This window comes from Nonomuraea sp. CA-218870 (assembly GCF_050936535.1).
Classification (GTDB): Bacteria; Actinomycetota; Actinomycetes; order Streptosporangiales; family Streptosporangiaceae; genus Nonomuraea; species Nonomuraea corallina.
In genome coordinates, this window is record NZ_JBNJMN010000002.1 from 492463 (window position 1) to 512278 (window position 19816).

Genomic DNA, 19816 nt, shown 5'->3' on the forward strand with positions numbered 1-19816 from the left:
GGCTCAGAGGTGCAGGGACCTCTTCAGGAAGTCGACCTGGAGCAGCATCAGGTTCTCCGCCACGACCTCCTGCGGCGTCATGTGCGTGACGCCCGACAGCGGCAGCACGGTGTGCGCCCGCCCGGCCGCCAGCAGCGCCGACGACAGGCGGAGCGTGTGGGCCGCCACCACGTTGTCGTCCGCCAGCCCGTGGATGAGCAGCAGCGGCCGCTCCAGCTTGGCGGCGTCGCCGAACAGCGAGGACTTGTCGTACACCTCCGGCTGCTCGCCGGGATGCCCGAGGTAGCGCTCGGTGTAACAGGTGTCGTACAGCCGCCAGTCGGTCACCGGCGCGCCCGCCACCGCCGCGTGGAACACGTCGGGCCTGCGCAGCACCGCGAGCGCCGCCAGGAACCCGCCGAACGACCACCCGCGGATCGCCACCTTGTCCAGGTCGAGGTCGTCGGGGTACTGCTCGGCGACCCCCCGCAGGGCGTCGATCTGGTCCTCGAGCGCGGGCGTGGCCAGGTCGTTGAGCACCGCCCGCTCGAACGCGGGCCCGCGCCCCGGGGTGCCCCGGCCGTCGGCCACGACCACGGCGAATCCCTGCTCGGCGAACCACTGGCTCTCCAGGTAGCCGCCGCGTCTGTTGAGCACCCGCTGGGCGTGCGGTCCGCCGTACGGGTCCATGAGGACCGGCAGCCGCCGCGAGCCCGGCTCGTGCCAGGAGGGCAGCACCACGGCGGTCGCCAGCTCGCGACGGCCGGAACGGCCGAGCGAGACGCGCAGGTCGAGACCGGGGCGCTCGGCGTGGGAGGGGATGGGGACGGCGACGCCGTCGCGGCGCACGACGGTGGTGGTGACGCCCTCGGTGTCGAGGTTCTGCTCGGTGAGCACGCCGACGCCGCCCGCCATCCGGCCGGTGAAGACGCCCGACCGGGTGGAGACCGGCAGCAGCGAGTGGCCGTCCCAGGTCCACAGCTGGATCTCGGTCGGGTCGCCGCTGGCGCTGAACAGCACGCTGTCATGGTCGACGTCCAGCACCGCGCGCACCTGGAGGGTCGGCGGGGTGACCGGGCGGTCGCCGACGAACAGGCGGTGGCCGCCGTCGGCGACCGCCACCCAGACCAGCGAGCCGTCGTCGAGGTGGGCGGGCACGCCGGGGACGACGTCGACCCAGGCCGGGTCGCGGTCCTCGCGCACCGGCGTGGACTTCCCCGTCTCCGGGTCGACCGACAGCAGCCGCATCGTCTTCTGGTCGCGGGAGAGCGTCACGATCGACAGGGCGTGAGAGTCCCACGCCGCGGTCACGAGGTACTCGTGCTCGTACGGCACCGCGACCCTGGACCCGTCGAGCCCCAGCACGAACAGCTCGGTCACGGCGTTGGGCGTGCCGGCGGCGGGGTAGCGCTGCGGGGTCGCGGGCCGGCCCGGGTTGGCCGGGTCGGCGATGTACCAGGTCTGGACCGGGGCCTCGTCGGCCCGCTCCACCAGGAGGGCGTCGCCCGCCGGTGACCACCAGAAGCCGCGCATGCGGCCCATCTCCTCGGCGGCGATGAACTCCGCCAGCCCGTAGGTGACCGTCTCCGACTCGGGCGTGGCCAGCGCGCGGTCCTCGCCGGTGGCCAGGTCGTGGACGTGGAGGGCGCCGCCGGTGACGTAGGCGACGCGGCTGCCGTCGGGGGAGAGCCGCGGGTCGATCACCGCGCCCGCGGTCTCCAGCCGGCGGGTGCGCGCCGCGGCCAGGTCGGTCACGTAGAGGCCACCGGACAGGGCGAACGCGGCCGTGGTGGCGTCGGCGTCGGTCGAGTAGGACACGACGCCGCCCGCCTGCTCGCGGCTGCGCTCGCGGCGGGCGCGCTCCTCCGGCGGCAGGTCCTCCTCTCCGGAGTCGAGCGAGCGCGGGTCGACGACCAGCCTCTCGACCTGGGTCTCGGTGTCGAGCTCCCACAGGCACGTCACCGGGTCGGTGCCCGACCCGGTGCGCAGGAACAGCACGCGGGCGCCGTCGGGGGAGAGGGTGAAGCCTCTGGGCACTCCCAGGGTGAAGCGGCGGGTCCTGGCGGACAGGCGCGGGAAGCTCTCACTCATGGGGCCAATCCTGCCAGTTGTTACGCTCGGGACATGACTGACCGACGGCTGCTGCTGGTGCACGCCCACCCCGACGACGAGTCGATCGGGACCGGCGCCACGATGGCCCGCTACGCCGCCGAGGGCGCCCACGTCACGCTCGTCACCTGCACGCTGGGCGAGGAGGGGGAGATCATCCCCGTGGAGCTCTCGCACCTGGCGTCCGAAGAGGACGACATGCTCGGCGACCACCGGATCGGCGAGCTGGCCGCCGCCTGCGAGGCGCTCGGCGTCGAGGACCACCGTTTCCTGGGCGGGCCCGGGCGCTGGCGCGACTCCGGGATGATGGGGGTCGCCACCAACGACCGGCCCGGCGCGTTCTGGCAGGCCGACGTGGACGAGGCCGCGGCCGAGCTGGTCACGGTCATCCGCGAGGTGCGGCCCCAGGTCCTCGTCACGTACGACGAGAACGGACACTACGGCCACCCGGACCACATCCAGGCCCACCGAGTCTCCCGCCGGGCGTTCGAGCTGGCGGCCGACCCGGGCTTCGGCGAGGGCGAGCCGTGGCGGATCGCGAAGTTCTACCACACGGCCACGCCCAGGTCGGTGCTGCTCCGGTCCAACGAGGCGCTGCGGGAGGCCGGGGCCCCGTTCACGGTCGCGAGCGTGGACGACCTGCCGTTCGGCGACCCCGACGAGGTCGTCACCACCGAGATCGACGCCCGGCCCTGGCTCGGCCACAAGGCCGCGGCGATGCGCGCGCACCGGACCCAGATCACGGTGGCCGAGCCGTGGTTCGCGCTCTCCAACGACATCGGTCAGGAGGTACGGGGAGTCGAGCACTTCGTGCTGGCCATCGGGGAGCGCGGTCCCGCCGTGCCCGGCCCGCCGCCAGAGACCGGCGGTCTCGGCGAGCCGCACGTACGCGAGAACGATCTGTTCGCCGGGATCCACTAACCTCGATCGACATGGAGCAACGCAGCCAGGCCGAGTCGGCGCTGGGAGGAGCCGCGTACGGCATGCTCTTCGTCCTGGGCGTCGTCCTGGGCGTGGTGGGCGGGTTCACGCACGGCGCGTGGCCGGGGTTCCCGGTCGTCTCTGCGGTGCTCTGGGTGCTCCTGGTCTTCGGCGTCTCGCTGGGGGCGGGCAAGCTGATGCGCGGCCGCGCGCCGGCCGCCGTCACGTCGGCCGGATGGCTGCTGGTGTCGATGGCGTTCTCGGTCCAGTTGGGCGCGGGCGACCTGGTCATCTCAGGCAACCTGGCCGGGCACGTGTATCTCTACGGCGGGATGGCGGCGGCCGTCGCGGCATTCCTGATGTCGCCCTCGACCGGGGGTTCGTGGCTGCTGCGCGGATATCCGGAGAGTCGCGGGCTCGGCTCCGCGAAATAGGCGTGCCGGGGGCGTGAATGCGCTGCGCGATAGCGCGACAGGTCAATTGCTGACTTGTCACGGCAGGCAATATAAGAGCGGATAAATATAACTCTGCGTTTCTCCCGGCCCGGCGGAGGAAGGGAGGCCGCCGGACCGGGAGAGCGCGGTCACCGCACCTGCGGCGTCACGGTCTCCGCCGGGGGCGGAGTGTCCGTGGGCGGGTCGGTCGGCGGGTCCGTCGGTACGTCCGTCGGGGTGTCGGTCGGGGTGTCAGTGGGGGTGTCGGTCGGCCCTGGGCACGTCGGGATCTCGGTCGGCTCGACCGTCGGCAGGTCCGGCGGCGGGTCGGTCGGCAGGTCCGTCGGGGAACCCGTGGGCGGATCGGTCGGAGTGCCGGTCGGCGGGTCCGTGATGGTCGGCGTCACCGAAGGCGGAACCGAAGGAGGCACCGAGGGCGGCTCCGAGGGTGGCAGGGTGGCCGTGGGATCGACCGTGGGGGTCACGGACGGGTCGGCTGTCGGGTCCACCGTCGGGTCCTCTGGTGGCGTCGACGTGGGCGGTTCCGATAGAGGCGCCGGCTGGCAGGTGAACGTGGCCGTCTCGGTGACCGTCGCGGTGACGGTCTCGGTGACGGTGACCGGCGGCGCGGTGACGGTGACCGTGGGGCCGGGAAGCGGCCACATCCTGATCCTCGGCTTGCCCCGCAGCCAGAAGTCGCCGCGCCCGAGCCGCTTGCTGACCTGGCCGGCCCCGGCCGCCACCGTCAGCCCGACGGTGAGCGTGCGGCAGGACTTGCGCTTGCAGACCCGCTGCTTGACCCTGAACTTGGCCGCGGTCCCGTACGTTACGGAGACGTCCAGATAGGACACGCCGTCTCTGTCGACGATCTCGGTCTTCGCCACGTACGCCCCGTTGCCGGGGGGTGTGGTGGCGGGTAACGCCGCCGCGGCGGCTGAAGAACCGGTGAGGGATAAGGGGTCGGTGGCTGATGTCTGGGTGATCGCGATTCCGCCGGCTCCGGCCAGTGCTGCGGCTCCGAGCAGCGCGCCCAGGATGGTGGATCTCATAATCCTGCTCTTCTAGGAGATTTCAGGACGCAAATCATTATTCCGATTTGACAAGATTGGTCAAGACTCAGACGCATGGACAGGCGATATCGGTTCCGGCGAATCGTGAATTTCGTTAATCTCACCACTCCTCTCGGCCTGCTCATCGCCGTGATCGGCGGGGCGACCAGGCGGTCCGGGCCCTACGGGCTCGTGCTCGCCCACGGCTACCGCTACCGCTTCCCCATCGCCGGGGCGTTCACGGTCGGCAACGTGGTGATCACCAAACGCGACCATCTCGATGACACGCTGATCGGTCACGAGAACCGGCACGCCACCCAGTGGGCCTGCTGCGCCGGCCTTCCCATGCTGCCCCTGTATCTGCTCGCCATGCTCGTCTCGGTCGTCGTCTGCGGCGACCAGGCGTCCTACAACCCCTTCGAGCGGCTGGCGGGCCTGGACGAGGGCGGTTACCGGCGCGTCCCGCCGCGCTGGCGCGAACGCGCAGACGGTTCTCCCCGTGGGTGACTGATCCAGCACTCAGGGCAGGGGGTCCGCATGACGCAGATCATCCGTGCTCCGAAGAGGCCAGACAGTTACCGGGACCGCCTCACCTACGCCCCGTCGGGGCTGCGGGAGGTGATCAGCATCGCCTGGCACACCGTGTTCCCTCCTGACCTGCGCGAGGCCGCCCGCATCCCGGTGGCCGGCGGTGGGCTGCCCCCGGTCGCGGCCGGGGAGACGTCCGTGACCTGGGTCGGGCACGCCACGTACCTGATCAGGACGGGCGGCCTGGCCATCCTGACCGACCCGGTGTGGTCGCGGCGCATCCCCGGCGTGCGGGCCCGGCTGACCCCGCCCGGCCTCGCCTGGGAGGACCTGCCGACTGTCGACGCCGTGGTCATCAGCCACGACCACTACGACCACCTGGACTGGCCCACCGTGCGCAGGCTGCCGAGGGGGACGCCGATGCTCGTCCCGGCCGGGCTCGGCAGGTGGTTCACGGGCCGGGGGTTCACCGAGGTGATCGAGCTGGACTGGTGGGAGTCGGCGACGGTCGGCGGGGTGAGCTTCGAGTTCGTGCCCGCCCATCACTGGAGCAGGCGTACCCTCTTCGACTTCTGCAAGACGCTGTGGGGCGGATGGGTGATCGACGGGTCGGTGTACTTCGCCGGCGACACCGGTTACGGGGAGCGCCTGGCCCAGATCGGCGCCCGCCACCCCGGCCTGGACCTGGCGCTGATGCCGGTCGGCGCCTACCAGCCGCCGTGGGCGATGGAGCCGGCCCACGTGAGCCCCCAGCAGGCCGTGCGGGCCTTCCTGGACGTGGGCGCGCACCGGATGGCCACCATGCACTGGGGCACGTTCGTCCTGTCCGGCGAGCCGCTGCTGCGCCCGCTGGAGTGGACCCGGGAGCAGTGGGCCGCCCACGGCCTGCCCCGCGAGCGCCTGTGGGACCTGGCCGTGGGGGAGTCGCGCTCGTTCACGTCCTGATCAGGGGCGCAACCGCAGGGTGTGCACGGCGGCCCCGGTCACCGAGGCGGCGTCCGAGCGCATCGGCAGCAGCTCGCCCCTGGCCCACAGCTCGGCCTGGTCCCAGTAGTTGTCGTGGAAGGCGTGACCGGAGGCGCCCGTCAGGTTGACCCACCGGGACTCGTCCAGGTCGCCGAGGTCCACGATCATGCGCATGGACGGCACGGTCGTGACCGCGTACCCCTCCTGCACGTTCCAGCCGGCCGCGTCCACCGCGTCCTTGCCGCCCGCCACGGCCAGCGGGCCCCGGTTGAACAGCGCCTCGATCGGCGCGATCCCCGAGGTGCCGAGCGAGTCGTGGGTGAGCGTGAGCCGGTGCAGGTCGCCCCAGCGCCACGCCTTCACGTCCGGGCCGAGCAGCTCCGCCAGCTCCTGGTAGGCCGAGGCCATGGCCTGGCGCAGGATGTCGTCACGCCGCTCGGTGACCTGCTCGGTACGGGTGTCGTCCCAGTACGGGTCGTCGGGGTCCGGCAGCAGCCCGGCGACGACCTCGTACCAGCGGTCGCCGCCGTTCGGCCGGGCGCCCTCCGGCAGCTCGTCGTGGAAGGTCAGCTCCAGCAGGTGCCGCCAGACGGCGTTGAAGTACGCGGCGGCGGCCGATCCGGTGTCCTGGGCGCCGTCCCAGCCGTCGAGCAGCGCCCGCGCCTCCTCGGCCGGGCCGGCCAGGTCCACGGCCGTCAGCGCGGGCACCAGCGTCGCGGCGAACAGGTTGCGGTCGTCCCGCTGGACGCGGGCCATCGTCGCGGCGTCCACCTTCCCCTTGCCGATCTCCTCCTGCAGCAGGTCGAGGATGCGCTGCGAGCGGTAGCCGTACGACCAGTCCTTGGTCAGCAGGGGCGCGTAGCGCTGAGGGTCGATGACGGCGTTGTTGGCCGTGACCACGAACCCCTCGGCGGGGTTGCGCACCGACGGGAGCTGGTCGTACGGGATGGGCGCGGTGTTCCAGTCGTACTCGCCGGTCCAGCCCGGCACCGGCACGGTGCCGTCACCCTTCTGGCGGACCGGGACGCGGCCGGGCGCCTGGTAGCCGATGGTGCCCGAGGTGTCGGCGTAGACCAGGTTCTGCGCGGGCACGTCGAAGAGCGCGGCCGCCGCCCGGAACTCGTGCCAGTCACTCGCCGCGTTCAGCTCGAAGATCGCGTCGACGGTGCGGCCGGGCATCAGCGCGGTCCACGACAGGGCCACCGCGTTGGCCTCGTCGCCGGGTTTCACCTGGCCCATCACCTCGTTGACCAGCGGCCCGTGCCGGGTGCTGCGCACGGTGATGGTGACCGGGGCGCCGCCCGCCACCTCGATCCTCTCCTGGCGGGTCTGCAGCGGGACCTGCTCGCCCTGGTAGAGGTAGGTGTCGCCGTCGACCTTCTCCAGGAACAGGTCGGCCACGTCGGGACCCAGGTTGGTGAAGCCCCAGGCGATCTTGTCGGTGTGACCGATGATCACGCCGGGCACGCCGGAGAACGAGAAGCCCGTCACGTCGTACGGGCACGCCTCGCTCAGCTCACGGCAATGCAGGCCGACCTGGTACCAGACCGAGGGCAGCTGCGCCGACAGGTGCGGGTCGTTGGCCAGGAGCGGCTTGCCGCTCTTCGTGTGCTCGCCGGCGACCACCCACGAGTTGGAGCCGATGCCCTCCCGGTCGGCCGCGCCCATCATGGCGGGCACCGCGTCGAGCGTCCGCGCCGCCTGGCCGAGCACCTGCCTGTCGGCCCGCGGGTCCTGCCGGGTGCGCGGCTCGGCGGTCTGGTCGAAGCGTTCCCGGTCGATCGTGCCCCGGGTGACGATCGGGCTGTGCCGGTCGAAGGGGTAACCGGGATAGAGCTGGGCGACCCGCTCCGGCGGCAGCTCGGCGAGCGCCAGGCCGCGGTCGATCTCGTCCTCCAGGTTGCTGCGCAGGTCCCAGGCCATGGCCTTGAGCCAGGAGACGGAGTCGAGCGGGGTCCACGGCTCGGGCTCGTAGGCGCCGTTCTGCACCTTGAGAATCGAGTACTCGAGACTGCGGTCGGAGGCGTTGGGGTTGGCGGTGATCCAGGAGTTCACGCCTTTGGCGTAGGAGTCGAGGAAGCGCCTGGTGCGGTCCGTCAGGTCGGGCAGCTCCTGCTCGGCCACCCGGCGCCAGCCCATGGTCCTGATGGCCTTGTCGTTGTCGAGGGTCGCCGCGCCGAACAGCTCCGACAGCCTGCCGGCGGTCACGTGGCGGCGGAAGTCCATCTCCCAGAAGCGGTCCTGGGCGTGCGCGAACCCCTGGGCCAGGAAGAGGTCCTCGGCCGTGTCAGCGTAGATGTGCGGGATTCCGTATTTATCACGATAAATCTCCACATTCCCGGTGAGTCCGGGGAGCCGCACCGTGCCCTCGAACTGCGGGAACGACTGCCGTACGGTGTAGACCAGCACCGCCGCGAGCACCAGCGCGATCGCCAGGAGAACCGTCAACACCCGCGCGAACCACCGCAGCGGCCACGGCATCCACGCGTACGGCCTCAACCTCACGTAAACCTCCATCTTGCGCACGCTGGCACCCAGTTTGGCAGCTTTTGTCCACTGCTCTCGCCGCCATCACCGCCCGTCGTCGTCCGGCCACAGCGGGACAGGCCGCAACCCGGATGCAACCCGGGACCTGCTTATCGTGCTCATGGCGCGTTACCGTCCACACCCCCGCTTCAGGACGGCGCCACCCGGGCGGACGGCTCCTGCCATGCCGTCCGCCCGACCCCTTTCCGCCACCGCTCGGCCGCGGGGCACTCAGGGCCGGGGCCTGCCGATGTCGGCGGGCAGGTCGAGGGCCAGCACCTGGTCCAGATGGACGAACGACTCGAACTTCGCGCCCGGCGGCACCGACGCGTCCCGCTCCAGCTCGGCCAGGACACGCAGCGCCGCCGGGGTGTCGAGGTCGTCGTCGAGCGCGGACTCGGCCCGCTCGACGTACGCGGCGGCCATCGGCGCGCTCGGCGACTCCGACCACTCGGCCACCCGGGCGCGCCAGCGGCGCACGGTCGCGTCGGCGGCGCGCAGCGCGGCCGGGGAGAGGTCCAGGGGGCGGCGGTAGTGGTGCTCCAGGAACGCCAGGCGCACCGCCAGCGGGTCGATCCCGTCGGCCGTCACGGCGGAGAGCTCCGGCGGCTCGCCGCCCCCGACCAGCAGGCCCGCTCCGTGGACCCAGTGACGCACCACCTCGCGCCCGGTCACCGCGTCGGCCTGGGCGCTCACGGCCTCGTGGTGCGGGGAGATCAGCTCGGCGCCGCCGGTCAAGATGTCGATCCGCTCGCCCAGCAGCCGCAGCGCCAGGGCCGAACACGCGACGTGCGGCCCCGGCAGGCCACGGCCCCACGGGGAGTCCCACGCCGCCTCGCCGTCAACGGGCCGCCACAGCTCCCACCCCGCCGCGCCGCCTCCCGCGAGTCCGCCGTACGAGGGAGAGGTCGCGGCGTCGAAGACGACGCGGCCGTCGGCGACGTGCGCGTGCCCCCGCTCGACGAGCCTGGCGATCAGCCCGATCAGCTGATCGGTGTGGTCGGCGGCGCGGGGGGACTGCTCCGGCGGGCGCAGGTTGAGCGCCGCGGCGTCGAGGGCGAACGCTTCGGCCTCGCCCGCCGGGTGGCCGGCGTCGTCGCCCGCCCGGCAGACCACCATCCGCACCCGGTGCCGTTCCAGGACCCGGCGGATCAGATCGGACAGCAGCGCCTGGCGCAGGTCGCCGAGGTGGGCCCGGCGGTGGACGGGAGGCGCGCAGGCGTACATCCGCAGCCCGCGGGCGGGCGCGATCTCCTCGACCTGCCGGGCGCGCGTGTCGTAGATCCGCAGCATCCCTCGACCCTAGCCGTCATCCTCCGAGGAAGCCGAGGATGTCGCGGTCGCCCCGCTCGCGCAGCCGGGCGAGTACCTCCTCGCGGGTGGCCGTCTCGGGCAGCCCCACCCGCGCGCCGATCAGCCGCAGCCCTTCCAGCTCGGAGGTCACCGGCGCGGTGTAGCCGATGAGATAGAGGGCCCGGTTCAGCGGCGGCATCCCGGGAGGGGCCGCCGGCAGGTAGCGGGTGAGCAGCTCGCCGCCGTCGGAGACGGTGAGGAACACGTGGTCGCCCTCGCTCGCCTTGAAGTCGGCGAGCACGTTGCGGATCGAGCCCATCGTCGGCTGGTTGTGCCAGCTGATGACCACGTCGCCGGAGGGCGACGAGGCGGTGAGCGACCCGCCGGGCGCCATGCCCAGGTGCGCGGCGAACCCGGTCGGCAGCGGCGAGCCGGAGCCGCGCAGGTGCTCGGCGTTCACGTCCACCCGGTGCCACCAGCGCCCGTCACGGCTGCGGAAGCTGCGCCGGGTCTCCGAGACGTCCCTGCGGGGCTGGTACGAGCCGCCCTCCCCGGAGGGGGAGGTGCCCGCGACCCGGATCCAGCCGCGCTGGCTGCGCTCGAACCCGGGGCCGCCCGAGTAGGCGCGGACCGAACTCTCGCTGACGTCGTAGCGGGAGGTCAGGTTGGTCACGATCGTGCTGACCGGGGCCTCGCCGCCGGCCCGCTCGATCTCCCTGACGATCATCTCCCTGATGCCGAGGTACTCGTCCCCGCCCCAGCGGGTCAGGCCGTACTTGTTGCGGTCGAGCCGCAGGAACCGGTCGTCGGCGGTGAGCTGGTTGCGGATGCCGACCAGGCTGTAGTCCTCGCCGATGCGCTCCTGGATCTCCTCGGGGGCCATCGGCTTCCCCGAGATCGCCAGCACCGCCTCCGCCTTGTCGTTGATGCTGCGCGGCCACGGCACCACGTGCCCGTCGAGCACCCGCAGGTTCGGGACGGCGAGGATCCACCGCTCGGCCACGTCCTCGCGGACGCCGAGCTGGGCCACCATGGTCACCGCCTCGGTGAGCGGGTGCGGCCCGTCGGCGAACAGCTGGCGGGTCTTCTCCCGAAGGTCGTCGGCGCCGCCCGCGACCAGCCAGCCGTCGGCCTGCTCGTAGCCGGTCAGCAGCGTGCGCACGAACCGCCAGGCCGGGATGCCCAGCGTGCGCAGCTCGGCCCGGTGCCACGGCACGGCGGCCGTCAGGTCGTCGGCGGGCGCGGCTGAGCCGAGCCGGCCGCGCAGCCAGGTGACGTGCGCGGTCAGCGCCGCCGCCTCCGGCCCGCGCAGCCACAGCTCCACGTGGTCGCGCAGGTCGCGTTCGATCTGCCGGATGCGCTCCCTGGTCACCGAGAAGCGCTGCGCCAGCTCGTCCAGCGTGGCCCGGTCGGCCGCGTACAGCCGGTCACGGGCGATGGCCCGCTGCCGCTCGTCCAGCGTCGCGAACACGCCGTCGATCAGCTCCGGCAGCGGCTTGTCCTGCTGGGCCGGCCCGGCCACGGCGGTCGTGGCCGGCTCCAGCAGCCGGTCGAACACGCCGCTGAACAGTTTCTGCACCACGTCCTTGCCGAGCGTCTCCGGCGTCCGCTCGGCCTCGGCGGGGTCGGAGAAGCGCAGCAGGGGCAGGATGTCGCCCAGCACCAGATGCCCCCAGAAGGCAACGGCGAGGTCGGCGAGCCGGCCCGCCACGGCCTGGGTGCCCACGATGGCGCACGCCCGGTCGAACGGGATCGCCTGCCACCACGCCTCGGGCAGCTGTGACTCTTCCGCGATCGGTGCGATCTGACCAGGTGCGGTCCAGCGCAGTGGTGGCGCGAGGTCGCTCAAGCTGAGGTTCATTGGGGTCCAACCGGCAACGATAGATATCCGCAGTTCAGACTATGTGATCAGAAGGACAGAAAAGGGCTCCCTCGTCCGGAATGAGAAATGTAGAGCATCGACCGGGCCCGGGTGCAGGCCACGTACAGCATGCTCCGTTCGCGCTGCAGCGCGCGCGCCCGGGCGCCGGGATCCTCGGGAGTCCGCTCCGGCACGATGCCCTCGGCCACCCCGATGAGCGCCACCCGCTCGAACTCCAGCCCCTTGAGGTTGGCGAACGTCGACACCCGCACGGGCACGTCACGCAGCGTCCGCTTGGCGGCCCGGACCAGCTCCAGGTTGCGCGCCCCCACCGCGATCCGGTCAGCGGGCACGCCCTCGTCCAGCCAGGCGGCGACGATCTGCTCCAGGCCGGCCAGCTCCGCCTCCGCGCTCGCGTACCCGCGGACCACCGGCCGCGCCCCGAACCGCGCCGACCGGAAACCGTACAGCGCCGACATGCCCTTGACCAGCCCGTCGGCGGGCCCTCCGCCGCGCACCCGGACCGCGAACGTCAGCGCCTCCCGCGACAACCGGTGGGAGACCTTGAGCGAGAACTCGATGGCCGGGACGCCCACCGCGGCGAGCGTCACCCGCGTGTCGGTGACGCGCTGGTGCGGGTCGCCCACGATGAACAGGTCGTCGGACGCGCGCGGCGCCGCCGCCCGCAGCAGCCGCCACTGCGCCGGGCTGACGTCCTGCCCCTCGTCCACCACGATGTGCCGGTACGGCTTGCGCCCCGGTTCGACGTCGTCGAGCAGGTCGCCGGTCGCCCTCGACAGCAGCAGGCGGGCCTCGTCGATCAGCTCGTCCATGGTCCTCGCACCCGGCCCGACCAGCACCGGGCGACGCCCCTCCGCCTGGGCCACGAGCCGCATGGCCAGCCGCTCCGGGTTGTCCACCTCGATGCGCTTGCGTACGAGCTCGTCCCGGATCAGCCGGTCGAGCCGGCCGGACAGCTCGTCGCACAGCCCCTGCGAGAACGTCACCAGCAGCACCGGCCCGCTGCCGTGCGCCGCCAGGTGGGCGGCGCGGCGCAGCGCGACCACCGTCTTGCCGGTGCCGGCCCCGCCCACCACCAGCACCGGATGGTCGTAGCGGGCCCTGGCCAGCCGGTGCTGCGGCGGGTGCGGGAAGACCCACCAGTCGGGCTCCGTCAGCAGCCGGTCCAGCTCCGTCCTGTCGGCGGCGAACGCGGCCCGGTCGGGGCTGCGCAGCAGCGCCCGGTGGAAGTCCTCCGGGTCGACCGGCTCCTCGGGGTCCTCCTCGAAGGCGCGGCAGCCGTCCAGCTCCCGCCACGCCTCGGCCAGCGTGCCGCCCCTGGCCAGCACCGCCAGCGGCACGTACTGGGTGGGCGGCAGCAGCGGCTCCAGCGCGGCCACGTCCGCCTCGGTGGTGATGAGCCGGACCAGGGGCAGCGCGCGCACGTCGATGCCGAGCGCCAGCAGGTCGCCGTCGCAGATCGCCTCGAACAGCCGGGAGCCGCCCGCCGACCTGCGTAACGCCGGCTCGATCCGCTCCAGCGACTCGGCGTCCCACTCCTCGACCACGCCGAGCACCGGGTTGACGCCGTAACGGTGCCGGGCCGCGTACGACCAGGCCTCCGGGTCGGGCAGCACGGTGCGCAGCCAGTAGACGTCCCGCCGGCGCACCACCACCCCCCGGTGGCCCTCGGCCAGCCGGAGCGTCGCCACCCGCGCGTCCCTGGCGCCCCTGACCGACTCGGGGTGCGGGGCGCCGGCCACGTTCAGCAGGAACCGCCTCAGCGCGACCACGACGTCCCTGCGCACCGGCTGAGCCAGTGCGCCGAGCTCCCTGGGAAACTCAGGGCCGATCGCGAGCCGCGGCACGGCATCAGTCCAGAAGATGGAGCAGATCGCGGTCCCCGCGCTCGCGGAGCCTGGTGAGCAGATCCGGCAGGTTCACCGGGCCCGTCATGCCGATCCTCGTCGCGATCACCCGCGCCGCCTGGTCGCGGGTGCCGCCCGGAGCCGTGTAGCCGACCAGGCGGAGCGCCTTGGTGATCTTCTCCGCTCCGGCCGCGGCCACCGGCAGGTGGCGGGCGCGCAGCACGCCCTCGTCCGACAGCGTGAGGAACAGGTGACCGCCCTCCTTGGCGCCGACGTCCGCCAGCAGCCGGTCGATCGACTCCAGCACCGGCCGGCCGTGCCAGGTCATGGTCAGCTCGCCCGCCGCGCTGCGCACCGTCCTGCTCTCGCCCGGCGACAGCCCCAGGTACGCGGCGAACCCGGTCGGCAGCGCGCACTCGCCGCCCGAGAGCTGCTCGGCCGTCACGTCCACGCGCAGCCACCACCGGCCGTCGGGCTGGCGGAAGCAGCGCCTGGTCTGCGAGACGTCCTTGAGCGGCTGGTACGGCTTGCCCGGCTGCTCATCGGAGCCCGCGCCGTTCGCCTCGCCCTGCACCGGCACCGCCGGGGCGAACGCCTGGAACTGGGACGGCACCGGATCAGGCGGCACGAACCCGGGCGGCAGCCCAGGAGACGGAGACGGCTTCGGGGCGAAGGCGGCCGGCGGCGGGCCGTAGGGCGCGCTGAACGCCGACGGCGGCACCGGCTTGCGCTCGGGCAGCGGCCGGTCCGGCAGCGTGGCCAGCACGAACTGCCAGGCGGGCACCTCCAGCGCCTTGATCTCCCGCCCGTGCCAGTCGGCGGCCTGGATCAGGCGCTCCTTGGGAGCGGACGGGCCGATCTTCTCCCGCAGCTCCTGCAGATGCGCCCGGTACGGGGCGGCCTCGTCGCTGGCGAGCCACTCGTCCAGCATGGCGCGCAGCCGGTCCTCGGTGGCGGCGATCTCGGCGGGCGGCACGGCGAACAGCTTGGCGAGCTGGTCCACGGCCGACGGCTGATCCGTGAACACCCGGTTCTGGGCCACGGCCCAGCTCTTGTCGTCCAGGTGGGCGAACGCCGCCTCGATGAGGCGCGGCAGATCCGCCTCCTCGTCCTCCGTCTCGTCCCCCGCCGCGACGTCCCCTTCCCCGGCGTCACCCTCCACAGAGCCGACCGGCCCCGCCGCGTCACCATCAGCGACCGAATCGTCCTGCGCGGCCTTGTCCTGCGCGGCGTGCGCCACGGGGGCGGCCTCGGCGTGATCCTCCGCCGCGTCGCCGTCACCGGATGACCCGTCCGGCTCCTCGCCCTCCGAGGCGGGTACGTGATGCTCCGCGGCGCGGCCGGGCGCGGCGTCCCGCGCGGCAGGAGCCGGCTCGGCGGCCTCCGCGGCGTGGTGCTCGTGACCGGGGTCGTCGCCGGATTCGGCGTCCCGCGCGGCGCGATCAGGCTCGGCGTCCGCCTCGGCGGCGTCGGGGTCCGCGTCCTGCGCGGCCCGATCGGGCCCGGCGTGGGCCTCGGGGTCTGCGTCCTGTGCGGCGCGATCAGGCTCGGCGTCCGCCTCGGCGGCGTCGGGGGTCTCGGCCTTCGAGGCGGGGGGCGCCACGGAGACCGCGTCGGCGCGATCCTCGTCGGCGGTTGAGCTGTCCGGCTCGTCGTCCTCCGGGGCGGCGGGTGCGTGGTGCTCCGCGGCGCGGCCGGGTGCGGCGTCCCGCGCGGCAGGACCCGGCTCGGCGGGCTCCGCGGCGTGGGGCTCCTGGTCGTCGCCGTTCGCCGGGTGCTGGTCGACGGGGTGGGCCGGCTGGGAGGCGAGCGCGGGGGCCGGGGTCTCCTCGTCCAGGGTCGCCGCGCCGGACGCCGGCACGGGCGCGGCCGGTGACAGGCGGAGCAGGGCGGAGGAGAACAGCGCCGTCAGCACCGGCCGGGCCTGCACGAACGGCTGGTCCATCAGCTCCCGGCTGGTGAGGGCCAGCAGCCCCGGCCACGACCCGGCCCGGTCGAGCGCGATGGCCACGTACGGCTCGTCGGCCTCGTCGGGGTCCAGCATGTGCAGCGCGGGCAGCACGTCACCCACGGCGGCGGCGGGCCAGTGCTCGATGGCGATCTCGGTGAGCAGCTCGCCCAGCGACTCGGGGCCGATGGCCGCGAGCACGCGCGGCATGGGCAGGCTGCGCCACCAGGCGTCGGGCAGTCCCGGCTGCCCGGTGAGCAGAGTGATCGTGGACGTGTCGCTCCACCTCAACGGTGGTACGAGGTCGCTCAGGCAGAAGTTCATCCCGTTCCGTTCACCAGCCCCTCACGCCGCCACGTCGCGGGCCATGCGACGCCGTGTCGCCGTGCCGTCATCTCGCCGCCCACTGAAGAGACCATAGTCCGGCAAAACAGCCCTACGCATCCTGCACTACGCATCAGCGTCGAACGGCGGCAAACCGTAGGCGCACGTAGTCGGCCATCCATCCGGATTCCCGGCGCAGCGCCGGGGCCGCGAGTTCGTTGACCCGCTGGAGCAGGGGTTCGACGAGGTCGGGCGCCAGCCCGTCGAGCGCCGACGGGGCGAACATCCGCACCCAGTCGGCGGCCCCTCCGGGGCATTCCTCCAGCGGCGTGGGCCGGTCGAAGTACTCCAGCAGCCGCACGACGAAGCCCTCTGCCTCCAGCCGCCGGGCGTACTCGGCGGGGGAGGGGAAGTACCACGGCAGCTCGGGCTCGCGCAGGCCGTACTCGCGCCAGGCGGTCAGCATGGCGGTGGTCAGCTCGGCGCAGTTGCCCGCCCCGCCCATCTCGGCGACGAACCGGCCGCCGGGCAGCAGCGCCTCCCGCACGCTGGCGATCACCGCGTCCGGGCGGTTCATCCAGTGCAGCGCGGCGTTGGAGAAGACGGCGTCGTACGGCCGGGCCACGGTGAAGTCGTGCGCGTCGCCGACGATGAAGGTGATGCCCGGATACTGGGCCAGCGCCTTCTCGATCATCGCGCCCGAGCCGTCGATGCCCAGCACCTCGGCGCCGCGGAAGGCGATCTGGGCGGTCAGCACGCCGGTGCCGCACCCGAGATCGAGGACGCGCTCGCCCGGCTGCGGGTCGAGCAGGTCGACCAGCGGCGCGCCCTCGGTGGAGACGTAGCCGAAGCTGCTGTCGTAGACGCGACTGTTCCACCGCTCCAGGCCCGGTGTGTCGTATCGCAAGACGATCAGCTCTCAATCATGAGACATCGGGCCCCCGTGGCCGTGCTGTCGGTTCACTTTAGAGCTAGATGGTCGCTACGACACACCTGATCACACTGGCCTCACCCCACGCTTTTCGCCCACTGCTTCTTCACGTAGGTCTTCCCGGCGTCGGTCTGCGGGATCGTCAGCAGCACGGGCGGCCCCGGCGGCTTCGGGAGCCTGGAAGCCTGCTCGGTGTCGAGCGTGCCGCGCATGAGCATCGCCTCGCCCCGGGCGGGCCGCGCGTACCCCTTCTGGAGCAGGTTCTGGCCCTCGTCGGAGAAGAGGTACTCCTGCCACAGCCGGGCGGCGGCGGGGTGCGGCGCGGCCTTGGCGATCGCCTGCACGTGGTAGCTGCCGAGCGGCGCGTCCCTGGGGATCGTCACCTTCCAGGAGGCGGCGTCGCGGGCGGCGCGGGCGGCGTTGACGTGGTCCCAGGTGACGATGGTGTTGGCGGAGGCCGGGGAGGTGAGCTGTCCCGCCTGCTTGAGCTTGCCGAACAGCGCCACGCCGCGCTGCGGCAGCGGCGAGCCGCCCCGCAGGGAGGCGGCCATCACGCCGGAGAAGGCGGCCCTGGAGCGCAGCGGGTCGCCGTCGAGCGCCACCTTGTACCCGGGCCTGGTCAGATCGGCGAAGGAGGCGGGGGCGGCCACCGCGCGCGGGTCGTACCCGATGGACATGTAGCCGCCGTAGGCGGCGTACCACGCGCCGGCCGGGTCCTTGACGTGGTCGGGCAGGTCGAGCCAGCCCCGCACCTTGTAGGGGGCGAACCGGCCGGCCGCGCCGACCGCCTCCTCGATGCTGAGGTCGAACACGTCGGGCTTCAGCCGCGCGGCGCTGTCGAGCGCCCGGCGGCTGCTCGCCTGCGGTTCGAGCTGGTTGACCTTGATGCCGTACTTGTCGGCGAAGGTGTCGATGACCTCGCCGTAGTTGACCCAGTCGCGCGGGAGCCCCACCACGGTGAGCGCCCCCTCGCGCTGGGCCTCCTGGACGAGGCGTTCGTAGGTGCCGAACCCCTCCTTGAGCGAGGCGGCGTGGACCTTGACGGGCGTCTGGGACGCGGGCTTTTCGGCGGACGGCGACGCGCCGCATCCGGCGCTGGCGAGGATGGCGGCTACGGCGGCGCAGGTACGTACGGTCACATGATGAATACTTACCGTTACTTCTGTCCAGGTCGAGGAGGCGCGACCGGAACGACCCTGCCCGCCACCAGCGTCTCCTCCGGGATCTCCACGACGGTGCCGTCGCGCTTGCGCACCCGCAGCACGCCGTCGGCCCAGGATTCGAGGACGCCCACGGCGTCGCGGAAGCCTCCGGGGACCCGCCTCCGCGTGGTGACGCGCGATCCCACGTCGGTTGCTGAGATAGTGATCACGAGACGAGCGGCCATGAGTTTGCCACCCTCCGTTTCAGCCACCTGGTGAGCACGGCAATACTAGGGCCTAGCAAACCGCGGTCAGAGTCATGCCATGGTGCGGAGAAGAAGGAGCTCGAGGTGACCTACGTCATCGCGCAGCCTTGCGTGGACGTCCTGGACAAGGCGTGCATCGAGGAATGCCCCGTCGATTGCATCTACGAGGGCGAGCGCATGCTTTACATCCACCCCGACGAGTGCGTCGACTGCGGAGCGTGCGAGCCAGTGTGCCCGGTCGAGGCGATTTTCTACGAGGACGACCTTCCCGAGCAGTGGAAGGACTTCTACAAGGCCAACGTGGACTTCTTCGAGGACCTGGGCTCGCCCGGCGGCGCGTCCAAGGTCGGCAAGATCGAGAAGGACCACCCGGTCGTGGCGGCCCTCCCGCCGCAGAGCGAGTAGCCGGCGCGGCCCGTACGCGGGCCGCACCACCGGTGGGGCGGCGGAGCCGTGCCGCGTGCCGTCCGCGGTGCGCGGTCCTCAGTCGTACGTACGAGCCTGGAGAACCGTGAACAACCTGCCCGACTTTCCCTGGGACCGGCTGGAGCCGTACAAGGAGCGCGCCCGCGCGCACCCTGGCGGGATCGTCGACCTTTCGGTCGGCACTCCCGTGGACCCGGTGCCCGGGCTCGTCCAGGACGCGCTGACCCAGGCCGCCGACAGCCCCGGCTACCCCTACACCCACGGGACCGTCGCGCTGCGCGAGGCGGCGGCGGGGTGGCTGGCGCGCCGGCACGGCGTGCGCGTGGACCAGCGCGACGTGCTGCCGGTGATCGGCTCCAAGGAGTTCGTCGCCTGGCTGCCGGCCTATCTCGGCGCTGAGCGGGTGGTCTTCCCCGAGCTGGCCTATCCCACCTACGACGTGGGCGCCCGGCTGGCGGGGGCGGCGGGCACGGCCGCCGACGGCCTGCTCGCGCTCGGCCCGCAGCACGCCGACCTCGTCTGGATCAACTCGCCGGGCAACCCGACCGGCCGGGTGCTGCCCGTCGAGCACCTGCGCAAGGTGGTGGCCTGGGCGCGCGAGCGCGGCGCGGTCGTCGCCTCCGACGAGTGCTACATCGAGCTCGGCTGGGAGGAGCGTCCGGTGTCGATCCTGCACCCGGACGTGTGCGAGGGGTCCCACGAGGGCCTGCTCGCCGTCCACTCCCTGTCCAAACGGTCCAACCTGGCCGGCTACCGCACCGGGTTCGTCACCGGCGACCCCGCGCTGATCAAGCGGCTGCTGGAGATCCGCAAGCACGCCGGCATGCTGATGCCGCAGCCCGCGCAGGCCGCGATGACCGCCGCGCTCGGCGACGACCGCCACGCCGACGAGCAGCGCGAGCGCTACGCCGCGCGCCGCGCCCTGCTGCGGCCCGCGCTGGAGCGGGCGGGCTGGCGTGTCGACCACTCGGAGGCCGGGCTCTACCTGTGGGCCTCCGACGGGCGCGACTGCTGGGACCAGGTGGGTGCGCTCTCCGAGAACGGCATTCTGGTCGCGCCCGGGGAGTTCTACGGAACGGCAGGTGGGCGGCACGTCCGGGTGGCGCTCACAGCCACGGACGAACGCATCGATGCGGCAGTGCGCCGCCTCCAGTAGGATCGCCCCTCAAACGCTCCCTCCTGCGGACGGAAGGGGCGAGCCGCATATACCGCAGCACAAGTAGATACCGGGCGTTCGCCGAGGCG

Annotated in this window: 16 protein-coding genes; 6 read left to right on the forward strand and 10 right to left on the reverse strand. The window is 72.8% G+C overall.

All coding sequences use genetic code 11. The features are described 5' to 3' along the window. Positions 1-3: 3 nt before the first annotated feature. On the reverse strand, positions 4-2070 hold the full coding sequence (locus ACQEUU_RS30960; protein ID WP_433072629.1) for a prolyl oligopeptidase family serine peptidase: 2067 nt from the start codon (positions 2068-2070) through the stop codon (positions 4-6). A 33-nt stretch (positions 2071-2103) separates the two neighbouring features. On the opposite strand from ACQEUU_RS30960, the gene mshB reads away from it, so the two are divergent. Continuing rightward, positions 2104-3009, forward strand: a complete 906-nt coding sequence (gene mshB / locus ACQEUU_RS30965; RefSeq protein ID WP_433072630.1) for an N-acetyl-1-D-myo-inositol-2-amino-2-deoxy-alpha-D-glucopyranoside deacetylase — start codon at positions 2104-2106, stop codon at positions 3007-3009. 11 nt (positions 3010-3020) lie between these two features. Next, positions 3021-3443: a DUF6113 family protein gene (locus ACQEUU_RS30970; RefSeq protein ID WP_433072631.1), complete on the forward strand. Its 423-nt coding sequence runs from the start codon at positions 3021-3023 to the stop codon at positions 3441-3443. A 149-nt stretch (positions 3444-3592) separates the two neighbouring features. Here the strand turns inward: ACQEUU_RS30970 and ACQEUU_RS30975 are convergent, their stop codons facing one another. Next, positions 3593-4492 carry a hypothetical protein gene (locus ACQEUU_RS30975; RefSeq protein WP_433072632.1) on the reverse strand — a complete coding sequence of 300 codons (900 nt, stop codon included), beginning with the start codon at positions 4490-4492 and terminating at the stop codon, positions 3593-3595. Between the two features lie 105 nt (positions 4493-4597). Here ACQEUU_RS30975 and ACQEUU_RS30980 point away from each other — a divergent pair, with 105 nt between their 5' ends. Beyond that, the gene (locus tag ACQEUU_RS30980) at positions 4598-4999 is read left to right on the forward strand and encodes a hypothetical protein (RefSeq protein WP_433072633.1); all 402 of its coding nucleotides are present in this window, start codon (positions 4598-4600) and stop codon (positions 4997-4999) included. A gap of 30 nt (positions 5000-5029) precedes the next feature. Further along, positions 5030-5965, forward strand: a complete 936-nt coding sequence (locus ACQEUU_RS30985) for an MBL fold metallo-hydrolase (RefSeq protein ID WP_433072634.1) — start codon at positions 5030-5032, stop codon at positions 5963-5965. Here ACQEUU_RS30985 and ACQEUU_RS30990 read toward each other — a convergent pair whose 3' ends face one another. The 8 genes from ACQEUU_RS30990 to ACQEUU_RS31025 all read right to left on the reverse strand — a co-directional run bounded on the left by ACQEUU_RS30990 (position 5966) and on the right by ACQEUU_RS31025 (position 18085). After that, positions 5966-8467, reverse strand: coding sequence for a penicillin acylase family protein (locus tag ACQEUU_RS30990; protein ID WP_433074428.1), 2502 nt, complete (start codon positions 8465-8467; stop codon positions 5966-5968). 276 nt (positions 8468-8743) lie between these two features. Next, positions 8744-9805: a cysteine--tRNA ligase gene (locus ACQEUU_RS30995; RefSeq protein ID WP_433072635.1), complete on the reverse strand. Its 1062-nt coding sequence runs from the start codon at positions 9803-9805 to the stop codon at positions 8744-8746. Positions 9806-9821: 16 nt separating this feature from the next. Beyond that, a complete protein-coding gene (locus ACQEUU_RS31000; RefSeq protein WP_433072636.1) occupies positions 9822-11654 on the reverse strand; it encodes a sigma factor-like helix-turn-helix DNA-binding protein in 1833 nt (610 codons plus the stop codon). Positions 11655-11713: 59 nt separating this feature from the next. After that, complete coding sequence (locus tag ACQEUU_RS31005; protein ID WP_433072637.1) at positions 11714-13534, reverse strand: UvrD-helicase domain-containing protein; 1821 nt, start codon at positions 13532-13534, stop codon at positions 11714-11716. 4 nt (positions 13535-13538) lie between these two features. After that, positions 13539-15773: a hypothetical protein gene (locus ACQEUU_RS31010; protein ID WP_433072638.1), complete on the reverse strand. Its 2235-nt coding sequence runs from the start codon at positions 15771-15773 to the stop codon at positions 13539-13541. A 166-nt stretch (positions 15774-15939) separates the two neighbouring features. Then, entirely contained in the window at positions 15940-16713 is a 774-nt protein-coding gene (locus tag ACQEUU_RS31015; RefSeq protein WP_433072639.1) for a class I SAM-dependent methyltransferase, read from the reverse strand. A gap of 101 nt (positions 16714-16814) precedes the next feature. Further along, positions 16815-17876, reverse strand: coding sequence for an ABC transporter substrate-binding protein (locus ACQEUU_RS31020; RefSeq protein WP_433072640.1), 1062 nt, complete (start codon positions 17874-17876; stop codon positions 16815-16817). Positions 17877-17893: 17 nt separating this feature from the next. After that, positions 17894-18085, reverse strand: a complete 192-nt coding sequence (locus ACQEUU_RS31025) for a putative acetyltransferase (protein WP_333486664.1) — start codon at positions 18083-18085, stop codon at positions 17894-17896. 144 nt (positions 18086-18229) lie between these two features. Here ACQEUU_RS31025 and fdxA point away from each other — a divergent pair, with 144 nt between their 5' ends. Further along, positions 18230-18550, forward strand: a complete 321-nt coding sequence (gene fdxA / locus ACQEUU_RS31030) for a ferredoxin (RefSeq protein WP_148029241.1) — start codon at positions 18230-18232, stop codon at positions 18548-18550. Between the two features lie 106 nt (positions 18551-18656). Beyond that, on the forward strand, positions 18657-19727 hold the full coding sequence (gene dapC, locus ACQEUU_RS31035) for a succinyldiaminopimelate transaminase (protein ID WP_433072641.1): 1071 nt from the start codon (positions 18657-18659) through the stop codon (positions 19725-19727). The last annotated feature ends 89 nt before the right edge of the window (positions 19728-19816 follow it).

Excerpts from the sequence above, each read along its gene's own strand:
- ACQEUU_RS30975 (WP_433072632.1), bottom strand. The coding sequence starts at position 4,492 with ATGAGATCCACCATCCTGGGCGCGCTGCTCGGAGCCGCAGCACTGGCC.
- ACQEUU_RS30960 (WP_433072629.1), bottom strand. The coding sequence starts at position 2,070 with ATGAGTGAGAGCTTCCCGCGCCTGTCCGCCAGGACCCGCCGCTTCACC.
- mshB (WP_433072630.1), top strand. The coding sequence starts at position 2,104 with ATGACTGACCGACGGCTGCTGCTGGTGCACGCCCACCCCGACGACGAG.
- ACQEUU_RS30990 (WP_433074428.1), bottom strand. The coding sequence starts at position 8,467 with ATGCCGTGGCCGCTGCGGTGGTTCGCGCGGGTGTTGACGGTTCTCCTG.
- ACQEUU_RS30985 (WP_433072634.1), top strand. The coding sequence starts at position 5,030 with ATGACGCAGATCATCCGTGCTCCGAAGAGGCCAGACAGTTACCGGGAC.
- ACQEUU_RS30970 (WP_433072631.1), top strand. The coding sequence starts at position 3,021 with ATGGAGCAACGCAGCCAGGCCGAGTCGGCGCTGGGAGGAGCCGCGTAC.
- ACQEUU_RS30995 (WP_433072635.1), bottom strand. The coding sequence starts at position 9,805 with ATGCTGCGGATCTACGACACGCGCGCCCGGCAGGTCGAGGAGATCGCG.